Source organism: Streptococcus sp. k-402 (assembly GCF_013277515.1).
Taxonomy (GTDB): domain Bacteria; phylum Bacillota; class Bacilli; order Lactobacillales; family Streptococcaceae; genus Streptococcus.
On the sequence record NZ_VMNB01000009.1, the window covers coordinates 84,506 to 103,246 of the forward strand.

Annotated in this window: 21 protein-coding genes; 16 read left to right on the plus strand and 5 right to left on the minus strand. The window is 40.1% G+C overall.

Going from position 1 to position 18,741, the window contains the following annotated elements; genetic code table 11:
* Position 1 precedes the first annotated feature (1 nt).
* The 4 genes from HT724_RS07085 to HT724_RS07100 form a co-directional block, all read right to left on the minus strand.
* Positions 2 to 619: a histidine phosphatase family protein gene (locus tag HT724_RS07085; protein ID WP_173275830.1), complete on the minus strand. Its 618-nt coding sequence runs from the start codon at positions 617 to 619 to the stop codon at positions 2 to 4.
* Positions 619 to 1,101, minus strand: coding sequence for an aminoacyl-tRNA deacylase (locus HT724_RS07090; protein WP_173275833.1), 483 nt, complete (start codon positions 1,099 to 1,101; stop codon positions 619 to 621). The genes HT724_RS07085 and HT724_RS07090 overlap by 1 nt, the downstream gene beginning before the upstream one ends.
* On the minus strand, positions 1,101 to 1,943 hold the full coding sequence (locus HT724_RS07095; protein WP_173275836.1) for a DUF368 domain-containing protein: 843 nt from the start codon (positions 1,941 to 1,943) through the stop codon (positions 1,101 to 1,103). Before HT724_RS07095 ends, HT724_RS07090 begins: the two co-directional genes overlap by 1 nt.
* A 94-nt stretch (positions 1,944 to 2,037) precedes the next feature.
* Entirely contained in the window at positions 2,038 to 2,838 is an 801-nt protein-coding gene (locus tag HT724_RS07100) for a glycoside hydrolase family 25 protein (RefSeq protein ID WP_173275839.1), read from the minus strand.
* A 144-nt stretch (positions 2,839 to 2,982) separates the two neighbouring features.
* Between HT724_RS07100 and glmU the strand changes: the two genes are divergently transcribed.
* The 7 genes from glmU (at position 2,983) to HT724_RS07135 (ending at position 8,977) form a co-directional block, all read left to right on the plus strand.
* A complete protein-coding gene (gene glmU / locus HT724_RS07105) occupies positions 2,983 to 4,362 on the plus strand; it encodes a bifunctional UDP-N-acetylglucosamine diphosphorylase/glucosamine-1-phosphate N-acetyltransferase GlmU (protein ID WP_173275841.1) in 1,380 nt (459 codons plus the stop codon).
* Between the two features lie 9 nt (positions 4,363 to 4,371).
* Positions 4,372 to 4,917 (plus strand): NUDIX hydrolase, encoded by a 546-nt coding sequence (locus HT724_RS07110; RefSeq protein ID WP_033681927.1) that lies wholly within the window; start codon positions 4,372 to 4,374, stop codon positions 4,915 to 4,917.
* Positions 4,918 to 4,928: 11 nt separating this feature from the next.
* Complete coding sequence (gene macP, locus HT724_RS07115; protein WP_173275844.1) at positions 4,929 to 5,240, plus strand: cell wall synthase accessory phosphoprotein MacP; 312 nt, start codon at positions 4,929 to 4,931, stop codon at positions 5,238 to 5,240.
* Positions 5,241 to 5,256: 16 nt separating this feature from the next.
* Positions 5,257 to 5,949, plus strand: coding sequence for a 5'-methylthioadenosine/adenosylhomocysteine nucleosidase (locus HT724_RS07120; RefSeq protein WP_173275847.1), 693 nt, complete (start codon positions 5,257 to 5,259; stop codon positions 5,947 to 5,949).
* Between the two features lie 76 nt (positions 5,950 to 6,025).
* Positions 6,026 to 6,517, plus strand: coding sequence for a chromosome segregation protein RocS (gene rocS / locus HT724_RS07125; protein ID WP_000021242.1), 492 nt, complete (start codon positions 6,026 to 6,028; stop codon positions 6,515 to 6,517).
* Between the two features lie 97 nt (positions 6,518 to 6,614).
* Positions 6,615 to 7,205, plus strand: a complete 591-nt coding sequence (locus HT724_RS07130) for a 3'-5' exonuclease (protein ID WP_173275850.1) — start codon at positions 6,615 to 6,617, stop codon at positions 7,203 to 7,205.
* A gap of 8 nt (positions 7,206 to 7,213) precedes the next feature.
* The gene (locus tag HT724_RS07135) at positions 7,214 to 8,977 is read left to right on the plus strand and encodes a glycerophosphodiester phosphodiesterase (protein ID WP_173275854.1); all 1,764 of its coding nucleotides are present in this window, start codon (positions 7,214 to 7,216) and stop codon (positions 8,975 to 8,977) included.
* A 132-nt stretch (positions 8,978 to 9,109) separates the two neighbouring features.
* Here the strand turns inward: HT724_RS07135 and HT724_RS07140 are convergent, their stop codons facing one another.
* Positions 9,110 to 9,541: a DUF6556 family protein gene (locus HT724_RS07140; protein ID WP_173275856.1), complete on the minus strand. Its 432-nt coding sequence runs from the start codon at positions 9,539 to 9,541 to the stop codon at positions 9,110 to 9,112.
* A gap of 138 nt (positions 9,542 to 9,679) precedes the next feature.
* Between HT724_RS07140 and HT724_RS07145 the strand changes: the two genes are divergently transcribed.
* The 9 genes from HT724_RS07145 to HT724_RS07185 all read left to right on the plus strand — a co-directional run bounded on the left by HT724_RS07145 (position 9,680) and on the right by HT724_RS07185 (position 18,665).
* Complete coding sequence (locus HT724_RS07145; protein WP_173275860.1) at positions 9,680 to 10,822, plus strand: cysteine desulfurase family protein; 1,143 nt, start codon at positions 9,680 to 9,682, stop codon at positions 10,820 to 10,822.
* Positions 10,823 to 10,830: 8 nt separating this feature from the next.
* On the plus strand, positions 10,831 to 12,045 hold the full coding sequence (gene thiI, locus HT724_RS07150; protein ID WP_173275863.1) for a tRNA uracil 4-sulfurtransferase ThiI: 1,215 nt from the start codon (positions 10,831 to 10,833) through the stop codon (positions 12,043 to 12,045).
* A gap of 136 nt (positions 12,046 to 12,181) precedes the next feature.
* The gene (locus HT724_RS07155; protein WP_173275866.1) at positions 12,182 to 13,006 is read left to right on the plus strand and encodes an alpha/beta hydrolase; all 825 of its coding nucleotides are present in this window, start codon (positions 12,182 to 12,184) and stop codon (positions 13,004 to 13,006) included.
* Between the two features lie 21 nt (positions 13,007 to 13,027).
* Complete coding sequence (locus HT724_RS07160; protein WP_173275869.1) at positions 13,028 to 13,768, plus strand: esterase family protein; 741 nt, start codon at positions 13,028 to 13,030, stop codon at positions 13,766 to 13,768.
* A gap of 12 nt (positions 13,769 to 13,780) precedes the next feature.
* On the plus strand, positions 13,781 to 14,947 hold the full coding sequence (locus HT724_RS07165) for an ATP-grasp domain-containing protein (RefSeq protein WP_173275873.1): 1,167 nt from the start codon (positions 13,781 to 13,783) through the stop codon (positions 14,945 to 14,947).
* Positions 14,948 to 15,106: 159 nt separating this feature from the next.
* On the plus strand, positions 15,107 to 15,976 hold the full coding sequence (gene gla / locus HT724_RS07170) for an aquaglyceroporin Gla (RefSeq protein WP_173275876.1): 870 nt from the start codon (positions 15,107 to 15,109) through the stop codon (positions 15,974 to 15,976).
* A gap of 126 nt (positions 15,977 to 16,102) precedes the next feature.
* The gene (locus tag HT724_RS07175) at positions 16,103 to 16,828 is read left to right on the plus strand and encodes a CppA N-terminal domain-containing protein (protein WP_173275879.1); all 726 of its coding nucleotides are present in this window, start codon (positions 16,103 to 16,105) and stop codon (positions 16,826 to 16,828) included.
* Entirely contained in the window at positions 16,825 to 17,760 is a 936-nt protein-coding gene (locus tag HT724_RS07180) for a serine hydrolase domain-containing protein (RefSeq protein ID WP_173275882.1), read from the plus strand. The genes HT724_RS07175 and HT724_RS07180 overlap by 4 nt, the downstream gene beginning before the upstream one ends.
* A gap of 8 nt (positions 17,761 to 17,768) precedes the next feature.
* The gene (locus HT724_RS07185; RefSeq protein WP_173275885.1) at positions 17,769 to 18,665 is read left to right on the plus strand and encodes a DMT family transporter; all 897 of its coding nucleotides are present in this window, start codon (positions 17,769 to 17,771) and stop codon (positions 18,663 to 18,665) included.
* The last annotated feature ends 76 nt before the right edge of the window (positions 18,666 to 18,741 follow it).

The window sequence follows — 18,741 nt, forward strand, 5'->3', positions numbered from 1 at the left end:
GTTATTGATAGGAAGTATCATTCCAAGTATCGAGAGTAAATGTTTCAAAATCATGGGTTTCTAGAATTGTCAGGCTGGCATTTGCTAGACCGCCATCTTTACGAAGAAGTGGTTCTTTATAACCTAGAAGAGTACGAAGACTGGCAGTAAGATTGGCGCCGTGTCCGACAATTAGAATACGCTCAGCTGGACTATCTTTTAATGATTTGATAAATTGGATGGTCCGTTGCGTGGTGCTATAGAGGGATTCGGCTCCAAACATTTGAGTGTCAAATTGAGCAAGATTAGATCGGAAAGCTTTGATTTGTTGCGGGTAAATAGATTCCAAGGTTGCAATTTTCAAACCTTCCAACTTCCCCAGCTGCCATTCACGAATATTAGGAACACTTTCTAAAGGACAGGGCGTATGGAGTTGACTTTGGATAATTTCAGCAGATTTGACCGCTCGAGGTAAATCACTTGAATAAATCTGATTAAAAGGAATTTCCTTGAGATACTGGCCAAGTCGTTTTAGGGTGTCAATGGATTCAGGAAGAAGGGGAGAATCCCCACTAGCACCTTGAAAGCGTCCCTCTTGGTTCCAGACTGTACGACCGTGGCGGACAAAGTAGAGTTTCATTACTTGCTGTCCTCCAAGATATCTGCAAAGTCGGCCTTTACAAAGCTGGCCAAGTCTTGTGGAGCGACGATAATACTGTGACCAACTTCCCCAGCAGAGACAATCATTTGATCCAAGTCTAGGGCGATTTTATCGATAAAAATGGGGTAATTGTGTTTCTGGCGAATTCCGACAGGATTATTAGCTCCATGAATGTAACCTGTTGTTTTCTCAAGGTCCTTTTGGGGAATCATGCTGACTTTTTTATTGCCAGAAATTTTGGCTAGTTTCTTTTCCGACAAATGTTGAGTGATAGGCACAATTCCGATGATTGGTCCTGTCTTGTCTCCCAAAAGAGCCAAGGTTTTAAAAATCTGATTTCGTTCATAGCCTTGAGGAAGCTCTCCTTCCAGGGCATTGATTTGAATCCCCTGATGTGGGATACCTGCTTTGGACAGGATTTGTTCCACCAATGTTTTTTTGACTTTAACTTTTTTTGACATTATTTATACTTATCCTCCAATTGGCTCATCCAAATACCAAGCCAGATTCCCAGTGCAAAGAAGAAGGCGATGATGACATAACCGACAAGAGAAATACCGGTGTACTGGATACTTTCAGCATTTCCTGCATTTGGAATCAAGATCAAAAGGGTACTTGATAGGACGATACCGATGATGAAATGATAGACGCGTGAGTGGTAGTTGTTTAAGGCATAATTCATCAATTTTGAAAAAACGATGAGAGTTGCGCCTGCTCCGATTCCAATCGGGAAGAAGGTTCCCAAGAGGTCAAAGGTTTTAAAACCAGTCAACATCGGAGCATAGAGACCCAAAATCAAAAGTAGATTTGATGGACTGAGACCAGGAACCAATACGCCAAGAGCCAGCAGTGCACCTGCTAGGACCAAATTAAGAAAGCTGGCACTTAAGGTTCCAACGACAAAATTTAAGGCATAGAGTCCTAAACCAGAAATGATAAAGGTTGTCCAGAACCAAACTAAATCAATCTTGTCTCGGTCAGATTCTCGAGTTGATTCTTTGAGGAGGCTAGGAACTGTACCGATAATAGCTCCCGCAAAGCTCCATAAGACAAAGACCTGATAGTTTTCAAGCAGGTATTCAATCGGGTAAGAAAATAAGCCGATTCCCAGAAGCATACCAATCGCAACTGGAATAAAGTACAAAACATTTTCTTTAAAGTCTTTAAAGGGATGGGCCAGAAAGCCAATCATCCGTTCGTAAATTCCTAAGATTGCTGCTAGAACCCCTCCGGAAATTCCCGGTAAGATAAATCCAAGAGCAATCACAATCCCTTTAATAATGCGCGCTAACCATGAGAGCATATAGTTCCTCCAACTATTTCTATTTCAAAAAATCCTTACTATATTGTATCACAATCAAACACAAAAAGAAAAAGCAAATGATAAACAAATGCTTTTAAGGTTTTAAAAAGATTTTTCTAAAGGTTTCTTCTTTGTTTTTTAAGGGAGAGATGACGTTGATATCCAAATTGTGGTCAAAGCCGGCAATTTTTCCTTTAGATGTGTATTGGTGAATATCATAATCTAAATCAGTTTTAGGACTGCTCTCCAAAAATCCTGAGTCTGAGCCGTAGGACGGAATCCAAACAGAGGTAAACTTGCCTGTATCAATACTGTGTTCTTCCATGAAGTAGACACCAACGTAGATGCCGATGTTTTTAGCACCAAGTGATGCTAATTTTGCTCGAAAGGCTTCAACACCCTCGTTCATATTGGACATGGTTTTGTCTTCTACGTCTAGCCAATAGTAACTAGGGCTGTAAGGAGAGGCAGCATTGTAGAAAACTTCAGCGGCTTTTTCCATTTCTTGGACACTTTTTCCAGCTACATAAGCGTAGACCCCAACTGGGACATTCCGCTTTTGAAGTTCAGTGATATGACTCTTATAGGCCTTGTCTATTCCATTGATAAAGGAAGCATCATTTTCTTTTGTTGTTTGAGCACCACTGTGAACACGAACAATAGCGCCTGAAATATTTTGTGCGAGGGCATCGTAGTTGATTTCCTCAGGACGCTGCCAGCCAGAGAGGTCAATAATCGGTTTGTCTAAGTGTTTCAAAGCCTGTGCTTCAATCTGCGCTATGTTGGATTTTGTTTTAAACGATTGGTTGTCATTAAGTGGGCGATTGATGATTAAAATGAACATCATAATCCCAAAAAAACTAAATAAAATAAGCGGATGAATTTGTTTTCTCATATCTCATAATTTTACCCTAAAAATGAAAAAAAATCAAAAAAAATGGGTTAAAGAAGAGACTTTAGAGCATTTTTTCATTCAAGAGCGCGGAATGATTTGAAATATGGTATAATAAAAGGGAATTTCTAGAGAAAAGAGAAGATTATGTCAAATTATGCCATTATTTTAGCAGCGGGTAAAGGGACTCGCATGAAATCGGATTTGCCAAAAGTTTTGCACAAGGTTGCGGGTATTTCTATGTTGGAACATGTTTTCCGTAGCGTGGGAGCTATCCAACCTGAAAAGACAGTAACAGTTGTGGGACACAAGGCAGAATTGGTTGAGCAGGTCTTGGCTGGACAGACAGAATTTGTGACTCAATCTGAACAGTTAGGGACTGGCCATGCAGTTATGATGACAGAGCCTATCTTAGAAGGTTTGTCAGGGCACACCTTGGTCATCGCAGGAGATACTCCTTTAATCACAGGTGAAAGCTTGAAAAACTTGATTGATTTCCACATCAATCATAAAAATGTGGCCACTATCTTGACTGCTGAAACAGATAATCCTTTTGGCTATGGGCGAATTGTACGTAATGACAATGCTGAGGTTCTTCGCATTGTTGAGCAGAAGGATGCTACAGATTTTGAAAAGCAAATCAAGGAAATCAATACTGGAACATATGTCTTTGACAACGAGCGTTTGTTTGAGGCTTTGAAAAATATCAACACCAACAATGCTCAAGGAGAATATTATATTACAGATGTCATTGGGATTTTCCGTGAAGCTGGTGAAAAAGTTGGCGCTTATACTTTGAAAGATTTTGATGAGAGTCTTGGAGTAAACGACCGTGTGGCACTTGCGACTGCTGAGTCAGTTATGCGTCGTCGCATCAATCACCAACATATGGTCAATGGGGTTAGCTTTGTCAACCCAGAAGCAACTTATATTGATATTGATGTTGAGATTGCGCCTGAAGTTCAAATCGAAGCCAATGTTACCTTGAAAGGTCAAACGAAAATTGGCGCTGAGACTGTTTTGACAAATGGAACGTATGTAGTGGATAGCACTATCGGAGCAAGAGCGATTATTACCAATTCTATGATTGAAGAAAGTAGTGTTGCTGATGGAGTGACAGTCGGTCCTTATGCCCACATTCGCCCAGGTTCAAGTCTGGGTGCCCAAGTCCATATTGGTAACTTTGTTGAGGTGAAAGGTTCTTCAATCGGTGAGAATACCAAGGCTGGTCATTTGACTTATATCGGAAACTGTGAAGTGGGTAGCCATGTTAATTTTGGTGCAGGAACCATTACAGTCAACTACGATGGTAAAAACAAATACAAGACAGTCATCGGTAACAATGTCTTTGTTGGTTCAAATTCAACCATTATTGCTCCAGTAGAACTTGGTGACAATTCTCTAGTTGGTGCTGGTTCAACTATTACTAAAGACGTGCCAGCGGATGCTATTGCTATTGGTCGCGGACGTCAGGTCAACAAAGACGAATATGCAACACGTCTTCCTCATCATCCTAATAATCAGTAGGAGCCTATCATGGAATTTGAAGAAAAAACGCTTAGCCGAAAAGAAATCTATCAAGGACCAATTTTTAAACTGGTCCAAGATCAGGTTGAATTACCAGAAGGTAAGGGAACTGCCCAACGGGATTTGATTTTCCACAATGGAGCTGTCTGTGTTTTAGCGGTAACGGATGAACAAAAACTCATCTTGGTCAAGCAGTACCGTAAGGCTATCGAGGCTGTCTCTTACGAAATTCCAGCCGGAAAATTGGAAGTAGGAGAAAATACAGACCCTGTTGCAGCAGCTCTGCGTGAATTAGAGGAAGAAACGGCCTACACAGGGAAATTAGAACTCTTGTATGACTTTTATTCAGCCATTGGCTTTTGTAATGAAAAGTTAAAACTATACCTAGCTAGCGATTTGACAAAGGTGGAAAATCCGCGCTCGCAGGACGAGGACGAGACCTTGGAAGTCCTTGAAGTGAGCCTAGAAGAAGCTAAGGAATTGATCCAATCAGGTCATATCTGCGATGCCAAGACAATTATGGCTGTTCAATACTGGGAATTGCAGAAAAAATAGAGGAGGTCAATATGGGTAAACCTTTATTAACAGATGAAATAATCGAAAGAGCTAATAGAGGAGAAAATATTTCAGGTCCCCCTTTGCTAGATGATGAGGAGACTAAGATTTTACCAACATCTTCTTCCCGTTTTGGTTATGCCAATCCTAAGGATCATGGATTTAGCCAGGAAACCTTGAAGATTCAGGTCGAACCGTCTATTCATAAAAGCCGTCGCATAGAAAATACCAAGAGAAATGTCTTCAATTCTAAACTGAATAAAATCTTATTCGCAGTCATCTTTCTCTTGATTTTGCTTATCTTAGCAATGAAACTGTTGTAATAGAAAAGGAATTGAAATGAAAATAGGAATTATTGCGGCTATGCCAGAAGAACTGGCGTATCTGGTCCAGCATCTAGACAATGCCCAAGAGCAAGTTGTTTTAGGGAATACCTATCATACAGGAACCATTGCATCTCATGAAGTCGTTCTTGTAGAAAGTGGAATTGGTAAGGTCATGTCTGCTATGAGTGTGGCGATTTTGGCTGATCATTTTCAAGTGGATGCTCTAATTAATACAGGATCAGCTGGGGCAGTAGCAGAAGGTATTGCTGTTGGGGATGTCGTGATTGCTGACAAATTAGCCTATCATGATGTGGATGTCACAGCTTTTGGTTATGCCTATGGGCAAATGGCGCAACAACCGCTTTATTTCAAATCAGATAAAACCTTTGTTGCCAAAATCCAAGAGAGTTTATCTCAATTGGACCAGAACTGGCATCTTGGTTTGATTGCTACAGGAGATAGTTTTGTTGCAGGAAATGATAAGATAGAAGCGATTAAGTCCCATTTCCCAGAAGTTTTAGCAGTTGAGATGGAGGGGGCAGCTATTGCTCAGGCAGCGCATGATCTTAATCTTCCAGTCTTAGTCATCCGAGCTATGAGTGACAATGCCAACCATGAAGCAAACATCTCTTTTGATGAGTTTATTATCGAAGCTGGACGTCGCTCTGCCCAAGTTTTGTTAGCCTTTTTGAAGGCTTTAGATTAAGCGGAAATTTGACAGTTTTTCTAGCTTATGATAAGATTTAAGTAAAGAAAAGCTAGAAAACGTTTCAGAGGATATTATGAGTATTGAAATGACCGTCAGTGAGATTGCAGAGGTCTTAGGATTATCTCGCCAAGCAATCAATAACCGTGTCAAAGAATTACCAGAAGAAGACACAGATAAAAATGACAAAGGGGTAACAGTCGTTACTAGAAGTGGCTTGATTAAGCTAGAAGAAATCTATAAAAAAACGATTTTTGAAGATGAGCCTGTCAGTGAAGATGTCAAGCAACGTGAACTGATGGAGATTCTGGTTGATGAGAAGAATGCAGAAATTCTTCGTCTCTATGAACAATTAAAAGCCAAGGATCGTCAGTTATCAGAAAAAGACGAGCAAATGCGCATCAAAGACCGTCAGATTGCTGAGAAAGACAAACAACTGGATCAGCAGCAACAATTGACCCTTCAAGCCATGAAGGATCAAGAAAATCTTAAGCTAGAGCTGGACCAAGCAAAAGAAGAAGTCCAATCCACTAAGAAAGGCTTTTTTGCTCGTTTATTTGGAGGATAATCAAGGAGCTGTTTAGGTTAAATGCTAACCTGATGGCTTCTTTTGTTTCTAAATAGTATAGTTGATTAGAACAGAGACAGTATAGGAGAGGTAGAAAATGGAACGATTAGAAGATTACATTGCTTTTGACTTAGAATTTAATCAGCACGAAGGACAAACATACTTGATTCAAGTATCAGCAGTGCGTTTTAGAGATGGTCAGGAAATCGATGCCTATGATTCCTATGTTCATACCAGTGTGCCTCTAAAAAGCTTTATCAATGGTTTGACAGGGATTACAGCTGAGACCTTAAAAGATGCTCCTCCAGTGGAGAAAGTTATAAAAGAATTCCAAGAGTTTGTAGGTTCTTTACCCATGGTAGGCTACAATGCTGCTAAAAGTGATTTGCCTATTCTAGCAGAGCATGGTTTAGATTATAGCCAGCAGTACAAGGTGGATTTGTATGATGAAGCTTTTGAACGTCGGAGTTCGGATTTACATGGTATTGCCAATCTCAAATTGCAAACCGTTGCCTCGTTTCTTGGATTTCAAGGTCAATCTCATAATAGCTTAGAGGATGCTCGTATGACAGCGCGTGTTTACGAAGCTTTTTTGGAATCGGATGAAGGAAAGCTATTGATAGAAGACCAGAGTAGTTTTTCCATGAATCCTTTTGGTGGCTTGGACTTGTCTCAATTATTTGACTAGGAGTGCCTATGAAACCTGAAAAACCTAAAAAATTGGGTTTTAAACAGATTTACCTCAATCTTGATAAAATCCTCTTTCTCTTTTTCTTGATTTTTATGATGATTGAGTTTGTCTGGTTACCATCAAATTCTTGGATTGCTGGATTTTTGCTCCGTCAGACAGGATATCTCTTTCTTTCCTACAACAATATTTTTGCCATTCTAAAGGGTTCTCCCTTTACTAGTCTTGCTTTATTTATTCTGGTGATTGTTAATTTACTGGTCGCCTATTATCAGATAGGACTTTTCTTTATTGGCGCTCGCCATCTTCTCTATTATGAAAAGAGAACCCTGCTGGAGTACAGTAGCAAGGTCTTTCTCCAAAGTTTCTTGTTTATGAAGCAAGTGACAATTTCCAAAATGGCCTTTATCTTCTTTTATGTCATGATGCTCTTTCCATTGATTCGAAAGATTTTAAAGATTTATTACCTCAATAAAATTGTCATTCCAGACTTTATCGTTGATTATGTGGAAGACAAGTATTGGCTAGTAGGTATAGTGGTTACTATTCTGGCTTTACTGCTATATTACATTTCAGTACGTTTCATGTTTGCCTTACCTCAGCTTTTTTTTGAGAAGAAAACAGTCAAAGAAGCAGTCAGATACAGTCTAGAGAAGACAAGGAAGCACTCCTGGTTTTATGTTTGGAACTTGCTGTGGATTGTCGTTAAAACATATCTATTTTTCAGTTTTCTATTGATTCCAATATTAGCAAGTCAGGTACTGATGGATGGTTTGACCCATAAGGAATCTCTTGTACTGGGAATTATCAACTTTGTTTTAATTAAGAATTTCCACTATATGGCCTTGACCTATTTCCTTATTAAGTTTGTTTCCTTTTTAACAGGAGAAAAACTTGAAATGACTCCAATGAGAAAGAAAGACCACTGGATGAGATGGGGAGTGATGGGCTGTGCTTGTATCTTTTTCGCTCTTGAAGGTTATGTTTATTTAGAAGCTCCAGTTGCTAATAAACCTTTAATTATCTCTCATAGGGGAGTATCCAATAAGAATGGTGTGCAGAATACCGTCCAATCACTAGAGAGGACAGCTCAGCTATCTCCAGATTTCATTGAGACAGATGTTCAGGAAACAAAAGATGGCCAGTTTGTCATGATGCATGATGCCAATATCAAGAATCTGACAGGAGTTAATGCCAATCCACAGGATCTAACTTTGAAAGAATTAACTAAACTTGATATTTCTGAAAATGGCTATCATACCAAGGTATCTAGTTTGGATGACTACCTCAACAAAGCCAATGAATTGCATCAAAAGCTTCTTATCGAGATTAAAACTAGTCGAAAAGATAGCCCAGATATGATGAAACGATTTATGGAAAAATATGGAACTGTTCTTAAGCAGAATGGTCACCAAATGCAATCCTTAGATTACCATGTGATTGACCAGGTTTTAGCCTACGATACTCAAATTCCAGTCTATTTCATCCTACCTTATAATAGTATTTTTCCAAGAACAAAAGCCACAGGTTACACCATGGAGTATTCAACCTTGGATGAAAATTTTGTTAACAAGCTTTGGAATACGGATCAGAAATTGTACGTTTGGACTATCAATAGTTCAGAGTCCTTTGATAAATCAGTTCATTTGGGAGCTGATGGCATGATAACAGATGACTTGGAAATGATTCAAGACCAGGTTACTATTGCTCAAGAAGACCCAGAATATACTGAATTGCTTTTCAAACAGGCTATGGAATTCTTTAATTTTTAGTAAGCAAAAAGAGGTTGAGTAAAAAAGCACCTCTAAAATAGCAAAAAACGAGCATTGTATCACAATTGGAGATGCTCGTTTTCTTAGTGATTTTATTTGGAAGCTAGCTTTTGCCCAGCCTCATTTTACTGGCTATTGATTGCTTTTATTTTCCGAAGTTGGTGTATTATTGGACTGTTTTTCATTATCAGTGGCAGGTTTACTTGGAGTAGGAGTAGAAGAATCCTGAGTTGATGCTTTCTGCTCTTCCTTTTTCTCTTCCTTGACGCTAGATTTTGGTGTTTCTTCTTGTTGTGTTTTTTCTTGAGAAGTGTTATTTTCCTTATTAGGACTAGTGTTTTCCTGAGGGGATTCCTTTTGAATTTCTTTGACAATGGTTGTCGTCTGGCTTGTCGTAGGTTCTTTTTTAGTATTTTTATTATTATCCAAGGCATTCATGATAGTGATACTTGCGGTAATTAAGCCGAGGATACTACCGATAGTGGCAACAGTTTTTTGAAAGACCGTGAAGCCTTTTTTGATGTGTTCTGTTTTTGGTTTTGAAGTTCTACGATAATTAGACATATATTCTCTCCTTTAATTAAAATTTATTATACCTCATTTCTTTAAAAAAATCTTAAAAAAAGAGGAATTGCCCTTTCTTGTCGCAAGCTCCGTTTCATGATACAATAGAGGGAGTGATTTTAGAAAGCGTGAGAAAACATGATTTACTTTGATAATTCGGCGACGACCAAGCCTTATCCTGAAGCCCTTGAAACCTATATGCAGGTGGCTTCAAAAATTTTAGGAAATCCATCTAGTCTCCATCGTTTGGGAGACCAGGCAACACGAATTTTATCTGCTTCCTGCCAACAGATTGCAGATTTAATCGGTAAGAAAAGCGATGAAATCTTCTTTACTTCTGGTGGGACAGAAGGAGATAACTGGGTCATCAAGGGTGTGGCCTTTGAAAAGGCTCAGTTTGGTAAGCACATCATTGTATCAGCCATTGAACATCCGGCAGTCAAAGAGTCAGCCCTCTGGTTGAAAAGTCAAGGATTTGAAGTGGATTTTGCTCCAGTTGATAACAAAGGATTTGTGGATGTTGAAGCTCTAGCAGATTTGATAAGACCTGATACGACCCTCGTTTCCATCATGGCTGTAAACAATGAAATCGGCTCTGTTCAGCCCATTGAGGCTATTTCAAAACTATTGGCAGACAAACCAACTATTTCCTTCCACGTTGATGCGGTTCAGGCACTTGCTAAAATTCCGACTGAAAAGTATCTGACAGAACGAGTGGATTTCGCGACCTTCTCGAGTCATAAATTTCATGGTGTCCGTGGTGTTGGCTTTGTCTATATCAAATCTGGCAAGAAGATTACACCTCTTCTTACAGGTGGTGGTCAGGAGCGCGACTACCGTTCGACAACTGAAAATGTGGCAGGAATTGCAGCGACAGCCAAGGCTCTCCGTTTGTCTATGGAAAAGCTAGATATCTTTACTAGCAAGACTGGCCAGATGAAGGCAGTGATTCGCCAAGCCCTTCTGGACTATCCAGATATTTTTGTCTTTTCAGATGAGGAAGACTTTGCCCCTCATATCCTGACTTTTGGAATCAAGGGTGTTCGTGGTGAGGTCATTGTTCACGCTTTTGAAGACTATGATATTTTCATCTCAACGACCTCAGCTTGTTCGTCCAAGGCTGGGAAACCTGCAGGCACCTTGATTGCAATGGGAGTGGATAAAGATAAGGCCCAGTCAGCTGTGCGTCTTAGCCTAGACTTTGAAAATGATATGAGTCAGGTCGAGCAGTTTTTGACCAAGTTAAAATTGATTTACAATCAAACTAGAAAAGTAAGATAGGAGCATTCATGCAATATTCAGAAATTATGATTCGCTACGGTGAGCTGTCAACCAAGGGCAAAAACCGTATGCGTTTCATCAATAAACTTCGCAATAATATTTCAGACGTTTTGTCTATCTATCCCCAAGTTAAGGTAACGGCAGATCGTGACCGCGCCCACGCTTACCTCAATGGAGCAGATTACACAGCAGTTGCAGAATCGCTTAAGCAAGTCTTTGGAATTCAGAATTTTTCTCCAGTATATAAGGTTGAAAAATCTGTAGAAGTTCTGAAGTCTTCTGTTCAAGAGATTATGCAGGACATCTACAAGGAAGGCATGACCTTTAAGATCTCTAGCAAGCGTAGCGACCACAACTTTGAGTTGGATAGTCGTGAACTCAACCAAACCCTTGGAGGGGCTGTATTCGAAGCCATTCCAAACGTACAAGCTCAAATGAAAAGTCCTGACATCAATCTCCAAGTGGAGATTCGAGAAGAGGCAGCCTACCTTTCTTATGAAACCATTCGAGGGGCAGGTGGTTTACCAGTGGGAACTTCTGGTAAGGGCATGCTCATGTTGTCAGGAGGGATTGACTCACCTGTAGCAGGTTATCTAGCTCTTAAGCGTGGGGTAGATATTGAGGCAGTTCACTTTGCTAGCCCACCTTACACCAGTCCTGGTGCTCTTAAAAAAGCCCAAGATTTGACCCGTAAATTAACCAAGTTTGGTGGAAATATCCAGTTTATCGAAGTGCCTTTTACAGAGATTCAAGAGGAAATCAAAGCCAAAGCGCCAGAAGCCTATCTCATGACCTTGACGCGTCGTTTTATGATGCGGATTACTGACCGTATTCGTGCGGTACGAAATGGTTTAGTTATCATCAATGGGGAAAGTCTAGGTCAAGTAGCCAGCCAAACCCTTGAAAGTATGCAGGCTATCAATGCTGTTACAAACACTCCCATCATCCGTCCAGTTGTGACAATGGATAAGTTGGAAATCATTGACATTGCTCAGGAAATTGACACCTTTGACATTTCTATCCAGCCTTTTGAAGACTGCTGTACTATTTTTGCGCCAGATCGTCCGAAAACAAATCCTAAGATTAAGAATGCGGAGCAGTACGAAGCGCGTATGGATGTTGAAGGATTAGTAGAGCGAGCAGTGTCTGGAATTATGATTAGTGAAATCACACCTCAAGCTGAAAAAGATGAAGTCGATGACTTGATTGACAATCTGCTCTAATCAGAAAACACAAAAGAATAGCGAAAATCAGGAAAGAAAGTTAGTTTTTTATCTAAAAAATAGGTAAAAAACTAACTTTTTTTCTATTTTTATGATATAATGAGATAAAATTTTGAATATAGAGAGTTTTCTGACAATGAATCAATCCTACTTTTATCTAAAAATGAAAGAACACAAACTCAAGGTTCCTTATACAGGTAAGGAGCGCCGTGTGCGTGTTCTTCTACCTAAAGATTATGAGAAAGACACGGACCGCTCCTATCCTGTTGTATACTTTCATGACGGGCAAAATGTTTTTTATAGCAAAGAGTCTTTCATTGGACACTCATGGAAGATTATCCCAGCCATCAAACGAAATCCGGATATCAGTCGCATGATTGTCGTTGCTATTGACAATGATGGTATGGGGCGGATGAATGAGTATGCGGCTTGGAAGTTCCAAGAATCTCCTATCCCAGGGCAGCAGTTTGGCGGTAAGGGTGTGGAGTATGCCGAGTTTGTCATGGAGGTAGTCAAACCTTTTATCGATGAGACCTACCGTACCAAAGCTGATCGCCAACATACGGCTATGATTGGTTCCTCACTAGGCGGCAATATTACCCAGTTTATCGGTTTGGAATACCAAGACCAAATTGGTTGTCTAGGAGTCTTTTCATCTGCTAACTGGCTCCACCAAGAAGCCTTTAACCGCTATATCGAGCGCCAGAAACTGTCGCCTGACCAGCGTATCTTCATCTATGTAGGAACGGAAGAAGCGGATGATACAGACAAGACCTTGATGGCTGGCAATATCAAACAAGCCTATATCGACTCATCGCTTCGTTATTACCATGATTTGATAGCAGGGGGAGTACACTTGGGCAATCTTGTTTTGAAAGTTCAGTCTGGTGCCATCCATAGTGAAATCCCTTGGTCGGAGAATTTACCAGACTGTCTGAGATTTTTTGCAGAAAAATGGTAAGTTAAGAAAGGAAAAAACGAAATGCATATTGAACATCTTAGCCACTGGAGTGGCAATCTTAACCGTGAAATGTACCTTAACCGTTATGGTCATGCTGGGATTCCAGTTGTGGTCTTTGCTTCATCAGGTGGTAGTCACAATGAATACTATGATTTTGGCATGATTGATGCTTGTGCTTCCTTTATCGAGGAAGGCCGTGTTCAGTTCTTTACCCTATCCAGTGTAGACAGTGAGAGCTGGTTGGCCACTTGGAAAAACGGTCACGACCAAGCGGAGATGCATCGTGCCTATGAGCGCTATGTGATTGAGGAGGCCATTCCTTTTATCAAGCACAAGACAGGTTGGTTTGATGGAATGATGACGACAGGTTGCTCTATGGGAGCCTATCATGCACTCAATTTCTTCCTTCAGCATCCAGATGTCTTTACCAAGGTGATAGCTCTTAGTGGTGTTTACGATGCACGTTTCTTTGTCGGCGATTACTACAATGACGATGCTATTTACCAAAACTCGCCAGTAGATTATATCTGGAACCAGAACGACGGCTGGTTTATTGACCGTTATCGTCAGGCAGAGATTGTGCTTTGTACGGGTCTCGGTGCCTGGGAACAAGATGGCTTGCTATCTTTCTACAAGCTCAAAGAAGCCTTTGACCAGAAACAAATTCCAGCCTGGTTTGCTGAATGGGGACACGATGTCGCCCACGACTGGGAATGGTGGCGCAAACAAATGCCTTATTTCCTTGGAAATCTCTATTTATAAAAGGAGTTACCTATGAATTACCTTGTTATTTCTCCCTACTATCCACAAAACTTTCAACAGTTTACCATTGAACTAGCTAATAAAGGCATCACAGTCTTGGGAATTGGCCAAGAACCTTACGAGCAATTGGATGAACCTTTACGCAATAGCCTGACCGAGTATTTCCGTGTTGACAATCTTGAAAATATAGATGAAGTCAAACGTGCAGTTGCTTTTCTATTTTATAAACATGGCCCAATTGACCGTATTGAATCCCACAATGAATACTGGCTTGAGCTGGATGCAACACTCAGAGAACAATTCAATGTCTTTGGTGCCAAACCAGAGGATCTCAAAAAGACGAAATTTAAGTCTGAAATGAAGAAACTGTTCAAAAAAGCAGGTGTCCCTGTGGTACCTGGAGCTGTTATCAAGACGGAAGCAGATGTTGATCAAGCTGTGAATGAAATTGGCCTTCCAATGATTGCCAAACCTGACAATGGAGTGGGAGCGGCCGCCACCTTTAAGCTTGAGACAGAGGACGATATCAATCACTTCAAGGCTGAATGGGATCATTCAACTGTTTATTTCTTTGAGAAATTTGTCACCTCTAGCGAAATCTGCACCTTTGATGGTCTAGTGGACAAGGATGGAAAGATTGTTTTTTCAACAACTTTTGACTACGCCTATACACCGCTTGATCTCATGATTTACAAGATGGACAATTCTTATTACGTTCTCAAGGATATGGATCCTAAATTACGTAAATATGGTGAGGCAATTGTCAAGGAATTTGGTATGAAAGAACGGTTCTTTCATATTGAGTTTTTCCGTGAAGGGGATGATTACATCGCCATTGAGTACAATAACCGCCCTGCAGGTGGTTTCACTATTGATGTTTATAACTTTGCTCACTCCTTGGATCTTTATCGTGGATATGCTGCTATTGTAGCAGGAGAAGAGTTCCCAGCGTCAGACTTTGAAGCTCAATATTGTTTAGCTACATCCCGTCGTGCAAATGCTCATTATGTCTATTCTGAGGAGGACTTGCTTGCCAAATACAGCCAGCAGTTCAAGGTTAAAAAAATCATGCCAGCGGCCTTCGCAGAACTTCAAGGAGATTACCTTTATATGCTGACAACTCCTAGTCGACAAGAAATGGAGCAGATGATTAAGGACTTTGGTCAGCGTCAGGCTTAAGAGACTATCGGATTAAGGAAATTCACTCCCTTAATCCTTTTGTTTTTTATAAGAAATAAAACCGCTTTCTTATATAATCTTTCGGAAAAGTAGTTGCTAAAAGATATAAAAATTGATAGAATAAGGATTGTCTAAAAAATTTTAAGGAGAATCTATCAAATGGATTTCACATGGGCAATTAAATATGCCACTGAATTTTTGGGAACTGCTATTTTGATCATTCTTGGAAATGGTGCAGTTGCCAACGTTGAACTTAAAGGTACGAAAGGTCACCAAAGTGGCTGGATCGTTATCGCTGTTGGTTATGGTATGGGGGTTATGATCCCAGCATTAATGTTTGGTAACGTATCTGGAAACCACATCAACCCAGCCTTCACTCTTGGACTTGCAATCAGCGGTCTTTTCCCCTGGGCACAAGTTGCGCCTTATATCATTGCACAAGTTTTGGGTGCTATCTTTGGTCAAGCCTTGGTTGTGGCAACACACCGCCCATACTACTTGAAAACTGAAAATCCAAACAACATTTTGGGTACTTTCTCAACAATTTCAAGTTTGGATAATGGTACAAAAGAATCACATTTTGCAGCAACTGTTAATGGTTTTGTAAATGAGTTTGTTGGATCATTTGTTCTTTTCTTTGCAGCCCTTGGAATGACTAAAAACTTCTTTGGTTCTGAAGTGCTTCAATACATGAAACAAATGGCTAGTCAAGCAGGTCAAAATGTTGACTTTTCTGATTTAGCAATCAAAGCCCAAGTAGCACCACATACTGCTTCAGGACTTTCAGTAGCTCACTTGGCACTTGGATTCCTTGTTATGGCCTTGGTAACATCACTTGGTGGACCTACAGGACCTGCCTTGAACCCAGCCCGTGACTTGGGATCACGTCTCCTTCATGCTTTCCTTCCAAAATCAGTTCTTGGTGAGCACAAAGGCGATTCAAAATGGTGGTATTCTTGGGTACCAGTAGTAGCACCGATCGCAGCAGCAATTGCGGCAGTAGCTATCTTCAAATTCCTTTACCTATAAGAAATTGAAACCGAGGATTTCCTCGGTTTTTTTAGATGGAATTTTTACGAAAAATTGGTAAATTTGAGCATAATATCTTGTAAAAAATTCTAAAATCCTATAAAATAAAAAGTGACGGAGGAATTTATGAATGTAAATCAGATTGTACGGATTATTCCTACTTTAAAAGTTAATAATAGAAAATTAAATGAAACATTTTATATAGGAACCCTTGGCATGAAGGCTTTATTAGAAGAGTCAGCCTTTCTGTCACTAGGTGATCAAACAGGTTTAGAAAAGCTGGTTTTAGAAGAAGCTCCAAGTATGCGCACTCGTAAGGTAGAGGGAAGAAAAAAACTAGCTAGATTGATTGTCAAGGTGGAAAATCCCTTAGAAATCGAGGCCTTATTAGCTAAAACAGATTCGATTCATCGATTATATAAGGGGCAAAATGGTTACGCTTTTGAAATTTTTTCACCAGAAGATGATTTGATTTTGATTCATGCGGAAGATGATAGAGCAAGTCTAGTAGAAGTAGAAGAAAAACCTGAATTTCAAACAGATTTGGAATCAATTTCTTTAAGTAAATTTGAGATTTCTATGGAAATACATCTTCCAATTGATATCGAAAGTTTCTTGGAAGCATCTGAAATTGGGGAATCCCTTGATTTTATCCCAGCTCAGGGGCAGGATTTGACTGTGGACAATGCGATTACTTGGGACTTATCTATGCTCAAGTTATTGGTCAATGAACTAGATATAGCAAGTCTTCGCCAGAAGTTTGAGTCTACCGAATATTTTATTCCTAAGTCTGAAAAATTCTTCCTTGGTAAAGATAGAAATAATGTTGAATTGTGGTTTGAAGAAGTATGAAGCGGACCAAGATTATTAAAAAAATAGAAGAACAAATCGAGGCAGGGATTTATCCCGGAGCCTCTTTTGCATATTTTAAGGACAATCAATGGACGGAGGTCTATTTAGGCCAGAGGGACCCAGAGCATGGCTTGCAGACAGAGGCAGGACTTGTTTATGACCTAGCTAGTGTCAGCAAGGTTGTTGGGGTTGGTACTGTTTTTACCTTCTTGTGGAAAAAAGGTCAATTAGATATTGACAGACCGGTAATAGATTTTTTACCTGAGAGTGATTATCCAGACATCACTATTCGCCAGCTCTTAACCCATGCTACGGATCTTGATCCGTTTATTCTCAATCGTGATCTTTTAACAGCTTCTGAATTAAAGGAAGCGATGTTTCATCTCAATAGACGAAATCAGCCAGCCTTTCTTTATTCGGATGTCCATTTTTTGCTGTTGGGTTTTATCTTGGAAAGAATCTTTGATAAGGATTTGGATGAGATTTTACAGGAACAAGTTTGGAATCCTTGGGAAATGAAGGAAACCCAGTTTGGGCCGGTTGAGCTTGCTGTTCCAACAGTCAGAGGTGTAGAGGCAGGTCTGGTACATGATCCCAAGGCTCGCCTCCTGGGCAGACATGCAGGTAGTGCTGGTTTGTTTTCGACTGTAAAGGATTTACAAATCTTTTTAGAACACTATTTAGCAGATGATTTTGCAAGAGATTTGAGTCAAAATTTTTCTCTTTTGGATGATAAGGAACGTTCTTTGGCATGGAATTTGGAAGGAGATTGGCTAGACCATACGGGCTATACGGGTACCTTTATCATGTGGAATCGTCAGAAACAAGAAGCGGCTATTTTTCTATCGAATCGTACCTATGAAAAGGATGAGAGAGCTCAATGGATTGTAGACCGCAATCAAGTAATGGACTTGATTCGTAAAGAAGAGTAAGGAGAGACATGTCAAATAGTTTAAAAGGGACTCTATTAACAGTTGTGGCTGGGATTGCTTGGGGCTTGTCAGGAACGAGTGGCCAATACCTGATGGCACACGGAATTTCGGCACTGGTCTTGACTAACTTACGACTTTTAATCGCTGGTGGGATTCTTATGCTCTTGGCTTATGCTACTGCAAAGGATAGAATGCTGGCCTTTTTAACGGATAAGAAGAGTTTGCTGTCTCTTCTTATTTTTGCTCTAATTGGTCTTTTTCTCAACCAATTTGCCTATCTAACTGCTATTCAGGAAACCAATGCAGGAACCGCGACGGTGCTTCAGTATGTTTGCCCTGTCGGAATTTTAATTTATAGCTGTATCAAGGATAAGGTGGCGCCGACACTGGGAGAGGTTGTTTCTATCATATTAGCCATCGGAGGTACCTTCCTGATCGCCACTCATGGGCAGCTGGACCAGTTATCTATGACACCTGCAGGTCTGTTCTGGGGGCTATTTTCTGCACTAACTTATGCACTTTATATCATTTTGCCCATAGCCTTGATTAAGAAGTGGGGGAGTAGCTTGGTCATTGGTGTGGGAATGGTCATAGCAGGTTTGGTCGCCCTTCCTTTTACAGGGGTTCTACAGGCCAATATACCGACTAGTCTTGATTTTCTCCTTGCTTTTGCAGGTATTATCCTTATCGGGACTGTCTTTGCTTATACAGCCTTCTTAAAAGGAGCCAGTCTGATTGGGCCGGTCAAGTCAAGCTTGTTGGCTTCAATTGAGCCAATTTCGGCTGTTTTCTTTGCCTTCTTAATCATGAATGAACAATTTTATCCCATTGATTTTCTTGGTATGTCAATGATATTGTTTGCTGTAACTCTGATTTCTTTGAAAGATTTACTCCTAGAAAAATAAAAAGACTCTTTGTCCGTGACAGAGAGTTTTTGCGTAGTATTTTATACTCAATGAAAATCAAAGAGCAAACTAGGTA